The 6749-nt window shown below is 66.9% G+C and carries 9 protein-coding genes; 1 reads left to right on the forward strand and 8 read right to left on the reverse strand.

All coding sequences use genetic code 11. The features are described from left to right. The 4 genes from cobA to cbiE form a co-directional block, all read right to left on the reverse strand. A partial coding sequence (gene cobA / locus EOB59_RS29605; protein WP_128289856.1) for a uroporphyrinogen-III C-methyltransferase occupies nt 1-809 on the reverse strand: 809 nt, incomplete at its 3' end. Then, a complete protein-coding gene (cobM, locus tag EOB59_RS29610; RefSeq protein ID WP_128289853.1) occupies nt 806-1570 on the reverse strand; it encodes a precorrin-4 C(11)-methyltransferase in 765 nt (254 codons plus the stop codon). The genes cobM and cobA, both read right to left, overlap by 4 nt. Further along, a complete protein-coding gene (locus tag EOB59_RS29615; RefSeq protein ID WP_127399385.1) occupies nt 1567-1953 on the reverse strand; it encodes a cobalamin biosynthesis protein in 387 nt (128 codons plus the stop codon). The genes cobM and EOB59_RS29615 overlap by 4 nt, the downstream gene beginning before the upstream one ends. Beyond that, nucleotides 1950-3191, reverse strand: a complete 1242-nt coding sequence (gene cbiE, locus EOB59_RS29620) for a precorrin-6y C5,15-methyltransferase (decarboxylating) subunit CbiE (RefSeq protein ID WP_128289854.1) — start codon at nt 3189-3191, stop codon at nt 1950-1952. Before cbiE ends, EOB59_RS29615 begins: the two co-directional genes overlap by 4 nt. Before the next feature lies 1 nt (nt 3192). Between cbiE and EOB59_RS29625 the strand changes: the two genes are divergently transcribed. Then, on the forward strand, nt 3193-3954 hold the full coding sequence (locus tag EOB59_RS29625) for a cobalt-precorrin-6A reductase (protein WP_128289857.1): 762 nt from the start codon (nt 3193-3195) through the stop codon (nt 3952-3954). Here the strand turns inward: EOB59_RS29625 and EOB59_RS29630 are convergent. The 4 genes from EOB59_RS29630 to EOB59_RS29645 form a co-directional block, all read right to left on the reverse strand. Continuing rightward, nucleotides 3918-4682, reverse strand: a complete 765-nt coding sequence (locus EOB59_RS29630; protein WP_127271898.1) for a precorrin-3B C(17)-methyltransferase — start codon at nt 4680-4682, stop codon at nt 3918-3920. The genes EOB59_RS29625 and EOB59_RS29630 overlap by 37 nt on opposite strands. Next, complete coding sequence (locus tag EOB59_RS29635; RefSeq protein WP_127810066.1) at nt 4679-5437, reverse strand: precorrin-2 C(20)-methyltransferase; 759 nt, start codon at nt 5435-5437, stop codon at nt 4679-4681. Before EOB59_RS29635 ends, EOB59_RS29630 begins: the two co-directional genes overlap by 4 nt. Further along, the gene (locus tag EOB59_RS29640; protein ID WP_128289855.1) at nt 5434-6066 is read right to left on the reverse strand and encodes a precorrin-8X methylmutase; all 633 of its coding nucleotides are present in this window, start codon (nt 6064-6066) and stop codon (nt 5434-5436) included. The genes EOB59_RS29635 and EOB59_RS29640 overlap by 4 nt, the downstream gene beginning before the upstream one ends. A 2-nt stretch (nt 6067-6068) precedes the next feature. Continuing rightward, on the reverse strand, nt 6069-6749 hold a 681-nt coding region (locus EOB59_RS29645), incomplete at its 5' end, for a nitrite/sulfite reductase (protein WP_164895783.1).

Consider the following 6749-nt stretch of genomic DNA (forward strand, 5'->3'; position numbering starts at 1 on the left):
CCCGCCAGTGCCGCGCGCATGGCAACGATGCCGCCGACGATGATCAGCGCCGGCGAGGCAAGACCGGCGGCCGCGGCTTCCTCGGCAATGGTGGCGAGCGTGGCGACGACGGTTCGTTCCTGCGGCGTGGTCGCCGCGACGATCACTGCCGCCGGTGTCGACGGCGCCAGCCCGCCATCGAGCAGTGCCGCCGCGATCAAAGGCAGGTTGGCCATGCCCATATAGACGACGACAGGCTGGCCGGTGCGGGCGATTGCCGCCCAATCGAGATCGTCATCGGTGCCGGCGGCGTGGCCGGTCGCCAGGATCACTGCCTTGTTGATGCCGCGCATGGTGGCCGGAATGCCGGTCGCGGCCAGAGCGCTGAGGCCCGAGGTCAGGCCTGGCAGCACGCGGAACGGGATGTTTTCATGCGCCAGCGCCAGGGCTTCTTCGCCGCCGCGGCCGAAAATATAGGGATCGCCGCCCTTCAGCCTGACGACGCGGCGGCCGTCGCGTGCCAGCCGCACCAAAAGGGCGGTGATGTCATCCTGTTTCATCGACGGTTTGCCGCCGCGCTTGCCAGCAAAGAAAAGCTCGGCATTTTCGGCAACGGCGACGACATCGGATGAGACCAGCGCGTCGTAGACCAGCGCATCCGCCTCGGCCAAAGCCGCCAGCACTTCAAGCGTCAGGCAACCGGGGTCGCCGGGGCCGGCGCCGGCCAGCCAGACATGGCCAGGCTCCAGCCGGCGCGGCTTGAAGTTCAGCCGGGACAAGGCTTTTTCGAGCGTAGCGTTTTCGCCGGTGTTTTTGTTGCTGCCGCTCACAATCCGTCCCGTCCGCGAAAACGCCGCTGGTAGTGGGCGTCGTACAATGAACTCTCGCCAAAACCTTCGGCTGCCAGCGAGCGGCCGACGAAGATGATCGCCGTGCGCTCCATCGGATCGGCGGCGAGCAGCGCCTCGATGGTCGCCAGCGTACCGGTCAGCACACGCTCGTCCGGCCAGGAGGCGCGGAAGACGACCGCCACCGGGCAATCGCCGCCATAGTGCGGCGTGAGCTCGGCAACGACGCGGTCGATGGCGTGGATGGCTAGATGAATCGCCAGCGTGGCGCCGGTGCGGCCGAAGCCGGCCAGCGTTTCGCCGGGCGGCATTTTTGATGCGCGTCCGGAGATGCGGGTCAGCACCAGGCTTTGCGCGACTTCAGGAATGGTCAGCTCGCGGCGCAATGCGGCGGCGGCAGCGGCGAAGGAGGGGACGCCCGGCGTCAGCGTGTAGGGAATGCCATGCTTTTCCAGCCGGCGGATCTGCTCGGCGACGGCGCTCCACACCGACAGGTCGCCGGAAAGCAGGCGGGCGACATCATGGCCCGATTTGTGGGCCGCGACATACTCGGCCTCGATCTCGTCGAGCGACATCGGCGCGGTGTCGACCAGTTTTGTTCCGGGCGCGCAATGCTGCAAAAGCTCGGGCGCGACGATCGAACCGGCATGCAGGCAGACCGGGCAGCTTGCAAGGAGCTTGGCGCCGCGCAGTGTGATGAGGTCGGCGGCACCTGGACCAGCGCCGATGAAATGGACGGTCATGGCGCATCTCCGCTGATGGCGATGGCGCAGGTGACCGGGCCGAGCACCGTGCGCGGGCCAAGCAGTTTGGCGCCTTTGCCGACGACGGCAAGGGCGGATGCCTCGGAAACCGATGGGGTTCCGGCAACATCCTGCGAGAGGTCGGAATGGCTGAGCGTGTCCGACGAGGCGGCCTGAAGCGTGGCGTCATCGACGACGATGACCGGAAGACTCAGCACGCGGCCAGCGGCGGCGATCGCTTCTTCATCCTTCTTGAACTCGGCAGTCGCCAGTGCCGAAAGTGCCGTCATCGTCAGGCCATGAGTCTCCAGCGCGGTTTCGATCGCGGCAAGCACGTCTTCGACGCTCACGCCTTTTCGGCTGCCGATGCCCGCGACCATCATGGCTTGACCCAGCTCCATTGGGTCACTGGCATGGCCGGCCGCCAGGCCTGCATCGCGCCGACCGGCGATGCGCGAGAGATGGCGATGCGGGTGAGATCGCCGCCGAGCTTGGTATGCTGGGCGAGGAGCAAGGCTTCCATCTCCAGCGTCACCGCATTGGCCACGAGACGGCCGCCCGGGCGCAGCGCCTTGATGGCAGCATTCAGCACGCCGGCATCGCTGCCGCCGCCGCCGATGAAGATCGCGTCCGGCGTGTCCAGCCTGGCAAGTGCCCTGGGCGCGCTGCCTTCCATCACGACAAGGCCGGGAACGCCGCAGACGGCCGCGTTGCGGCCAATGCGGGCGGCGCGGATCGGATCGGCCTCGATGGCAATGGTGCGCATGGAAGGGTGGGCCAGCATCCATTCGATGCCGATGGAACCGGAACCGGCGCCGATGTCCCACAGCAATTCGCCGCGTTTCGGCGCCAGCGCCGACAGTGTGATGGCGCGGACTTCGCGCTTGGTGATCTGGCCGTCATGGTCGAACAGATGATCGGCAAGGCCTGATGTGAGCGGCAGGACGCGCGCGTCCGGACCGGATTCAACTTCGACCGCCAGAACGTTGAGTGGATTGATGTTTTCGAGATCGAAGGCATCGGCGCGGATCGTGCGGTGGTCCTCGCTTGGCCCACCCAACGCCTCCAGGATCGTCAGCCGCGATGCGCCGAAGTCGAGTTCGGTGAGCAGGCGCGCTATTGCAGCGGGGGCTTCGGCATCCGAGGTCAGTGCCAAAATGCGCGCGCGTGGCTGCAGCAGCGGCCGGATCAGGTCGAGCGGCCGGCCGTGCAGCGAGACGGTCTCGATGTCCTGCAGCGCCCAGCCAAGGCGCGCGGCCGCCAGCGAAACGGCCGACGGTGCGGGGATGACATGCATCTCCTGTTGCTTGACCTTGCGCGCGAGGGTGGCGCCGACGCCGTGGAAGAACGGATCGCCTGAAGCGAGCACGCAGACGCGCCTGTCGGCAAGCGCCAGCACGTCAGCCATCTCGGCATCGAAAGGAACCGGCCAGGCGCGCGCCTCGCCCTTGGCGAAGGAAGCGACCAGCGCCAGGTGCCGCTTGCCGCCGAAGATGATCTCCGCCTCGGCAATCCGCTGCTTGGCCTCGTCGCCGAGACCCGCTAAACCGTCCTCGCCGATGCCGACGATTGTGAGCCATTTTGGGGTGAGCTTGGCACCGCGCGGACCTTCAGCAGGCATGATGACCCACCGTATTCTGATCCTCGGCGGCACCACCGAAGCCCGGCAACTGGCCGGAAAACTGGCGGCGCGCGCCTCGGTCACGCTGTCGCTGGCTGGCCGCACTGAAAGCCCGGTCGCGCAAGGCGTGCCGGTGCGAACGGGGGGCTTTGGCGGTGCCGATGGATTGGCCGATTATTTGCGGAAAGAGCCTATCGATCTGCTGATCGACGCGACGCACCCCTATGCGGCGCAGATCTCCGCCAATGCGGCGCAAGCCGCCCGCGTGGCCGGTGTGCCGATCCTTGCGCTGCGACGCCCCGGCTGGGAGCCTGTCGAAGGCGACCGCTGGACTGAGGTCATTACATCCGGCGATGCCGCGCGAGCGCTTGGACTGGCGCCGCGCCGTGTTTTCCTGGCGCTGGGCCGGCAAGAGGTCGCTGCTTTCGAAGCTGCGCCCCAGCATCATTATCTCGTCCGCAGCGTCGACGCGATCGAGCCCAAGCTTGCCGTGCCGGATGCGAGCTATCTTCTGGCCCGTGGCCCGTTTCGTGAGGCGGAGGAACGCGCGCTGCTCGAAAAGCAACGCATCGATGTCGTCGTGTCCAAGAACAGCGGCGGCGAAGCGACTTATGGCAAGATCGCCGCGGCGCGGGCGCTTGGCCTCGAGGTGGTCATGATCCAACGGCCAGTCTTGCCGGATGTTCCAGCGGCTGAAAGCGTTGAAGCGCTGACCATGATGGTCGATCATTTTGTCCGCCCCGTGGACGAGCGCGGCGTGTAGACCAGCGCCGGCTTCTCCGCGCGCTTGATGATGCGGGTCTCCGGCGAGCCGATGATGATGCAGGTCGCCATGTCGGCCTTCTCTGCCTCGACATCGGCCAGCAGGTAGACCTCGATGCGCTCATCCGGGCGGCCGGCGGCGCGGCCGAAAATCACCGGTGTGGTGCCGGGCAGGATCGCGGTGAGGCACTCGAAGGCGCGGCCGAGCTGCCAGGGGCGCGCCTTGCTGATCGGGTTATAGAGCGCGATGACGAAGCCGGCGCCGGCTGCCGCCAGCAGGCGCAGTTCGATCAGCTCCCATGGCTTCAGATTGTCGGACAGCGAGATGGCGCAGAAATCATGGCCGAGCGGCGCGCCGATGCGGGCGGCGACCGCCAGCATGGCGGTGATGCCGGGCACCACAGCGACATCGACCGCGCGCCATTCGGCCGGGCCGGCCTCGATCGCCTCGCAGACGGCCGCCGCCATGGCGAACACGCCGGGATCGCCACCGGAAACCACCGCGACGTCGTGGCCCTCGGCGGCTTTGATCAGTGCGTCCTTGGAGCGGGCGAGTTCCTCGCGATTGTCGGAAGCGACGCGGGTCTGTTCCGGGCGCAATTCCAGCCGGTCGAGATACGGTTTGTAGCCGTAAAAGAATTTCGCCTCGGCGACGGCGCGGCTGGCTTCCGGAGTGACCTGATCGGCATTGCCGGGCCCAAGGCCGATGACAGTGAGGCGGCCGCTCATGCCTGCGCTCCCACGGCGCCGGGGCGGCCGGACCAGCCGGCGACCAGCACGATGGCGAAATAGGGCGCCTTGTCGTCCGTCTTGTCGGCCAGCTTCATCGACACGCTGCCGGCCATGGTACCGCGCTCGACATAGACGGCGCGCGACAGCTTGGCCGTAGCCTCCAGCGCCCGCCTGATCTTTGGCAGGTTGCGGCCGACCTTCATGATGACGGCGGCATCGGTGTCAGCCAGCCGGCGCGTCAGCTCGAACTCGCTCATCGTGCCGGGCAGCACCGTCAGCACATCGTCGCCCTGGACGATCGGGACACCAGTCTGCGACCAGCAGCCGGACATGGCGGTGACGCCGGGAATAACTTCGGTCGGGAAGCGATGGGCGAGGCGCACATGCAGATGCATGTAGGAGCCGTAGAAAAGCGGGTCGCCCTCGGACAGCACCGCAACCATCCTGCCTGCCTGGAGGTGCTCGGCGACCTTCTCGGCGGACTCCTCGTAGAAAGCCGTGATCTGCGAGCGGTAGTCGTCGTGATCCCTAGCGATTTCGGTGGTGACGGGATAGAGCAGCGGCAATTCCGTCATTTCAGGCCGGAACTGCGCTTCGACGATGGCGCGCGCATTGCTGTTGTTGCCGCGCTTGGCGAAATAGGCCACGACATCGGCTTCCGCCAAGGCCCGCGCGGCTTTCAGGGTCAGCAGTTCGGGGTCGCCGGGACCGGTGCCGACGCCGACGAGACGACCTTTGGGAAGGGCGTTCACAGGCCGGGCCTCGCCAATGAATTGAGCGCGGCGGCGGTCATGGCGCTGCCACCGAGCCGGCCGCGCACGATGGCGTAGGGAACGCCGTAGGAATTCTCGGCCAGTGCGTCCTTCGATTCGGCAGCACCGACGAAGCCGACCGGCATGCCGATGATGGCCGCAGGCTTCGGCGCGCCGTCGCGCAGTTTTTCCAATAGATAGAACAGCGCGGTCGGTGCATTGCCGATGGCAACCACCGAGCCCGCCATGCGCTCGCCCCACAAATCGATCGCGGCGGCCGAGCGGGTGTTGCCGATTTGCCCAGCGATGTCGTGCGTGCGCGGATCGCGCAAGGTGCAGATCACCTCGTTGCCGGCTGGCAGCCTGGCGCGGGTGACGCCATGCGAGACCATTTCCGCGTCGCAGAAAATCGGCGCGCCCGCCGCCAAAGCGGTGCGGGCAGCGGCAACCAAATCCGTGGAGAACACAAAATGACTTGAAGCTTCGACCTGGCCGCAGGCATGGATCATGCGGATGGCGACATCGGCCTCGGCCTCGGAGAAGCGCGAAAGATCAGCCTCGGCGCGGATAATGGCGAAGGAGCGCTCATAGATCGCCGTGCCGTCATGGATGTAGTCGTAGGCGGCCATGCTCATTTCCGTTTTTCAGTTTGGGCCTGTCGGTAAGCCTCGGCGATACCGGCCGGCCCGAGCCTTGTCAGGCAAGCAGCGGCAGTCTCGCCTTGATATCGTGCGCTGCGGATCATTGCCGCGACGCGGCCGATGCCGCGCGCGGCGTCATAGCCCGGCCTGTAGCCCGCAGGAAGGGCCTTTGCCGTCGCGTTCACGACAAGTCCGGCTCCGTTTTCGCCGCCGACAATCGTCAGCGTCGCCAGGGCGGGGTGGGCGCAGCCTTTGGCACAGCCGGAAATGTGCAGGGTGAAGTCGAGGATGTCGGCGTTTTCAGTGGCAATCGTCTCGGCGATGTCGCGCGTGGCGATGCGGCCGGAGGCACAGGCCGGCGTGCCGGAGCAAGCGGCAATGCGCGTGCGCGGGTCGGTGGGGGCGGTGACGAAGCCGAGGGCGGTGGCGGTGTGTTGGAGGGGTTGGTTGGCTGCCGGTGGCTGGCCAAGGAAGAGCAGGGCACGACTGGGGGCGAGGCGGATTTCGGTTGTGTTGAGGGAGAGGGCGCTTTGGGCGAGCGCGATGATCTTGTCTGCCGGCATGCTGCCGTAGGGGAGGGCAATGCCGAGGGCAATGGCGTCGCCGGCTAAGGGGAAAAGGCCGCTAGGTTTACGCGAGGCGCCCCCCTCTGTCCTGCCGGACATCTCCCC

It is taken from the genome of Mesorhizobium sp. M7A.F.Ca.MR.176.00.0.0 (assembly GCF_004023165.1).
GTDB lineage: Bacteria > Pseudomonadota > Alphaproteobacteria > Rhizobiales > Rhizobiaceae > Mesorhizobium.

What these genes read in the sequence shown, in the direction of transcription:
- cbiE (WP_128289854.1), bottom strand. Translation starts at nt 3,191, where the DNA reads ATGCCTGCTGAAGGTCCGCGCGGTGCCAAGCTCACCCCAAAATGGCTC.
- cobM (WP_128289853.1), bottom strand. Translation starts at nt 1,570, where the DNA reads ATGACCGTCCATTTCATCGGCGCTGGTCCAGGTGCCGCCGACCTCATC.
- EOB59_RS29625 (WP_128289857.1), top strand. Translation starts at nt 3,193, where the DNA reads ATGACCCACCGTATTCTGATCCTCGGCGGCACCACCGAAGCCCGGCAA.
- EOB59_RS29630 (WP_127271898.1), bottom strand. Translation starts at nt 4,682, where the DNA reads ATGAGCGGCCGCCTCACTGTCATCGGCCTTGGGCCCGGCAATGCCGAT.
- EOB59_RS29640 (WP_128289855.1), bottom strand. Translation starts at nt 6,066, where the DNA reads ATGGCCGCCTACGACTACATCCATGACGGCACGGCGATCTATGAGCGC.
- EOB59_RS29615 (WP_127399385.1), bottom strand. Translation starts at nt 1,953, where the DNA reads ATGATGGTCGCGGGCATCGGCAGCCGAAAAGGCGTGAGCGTCGAAGAC.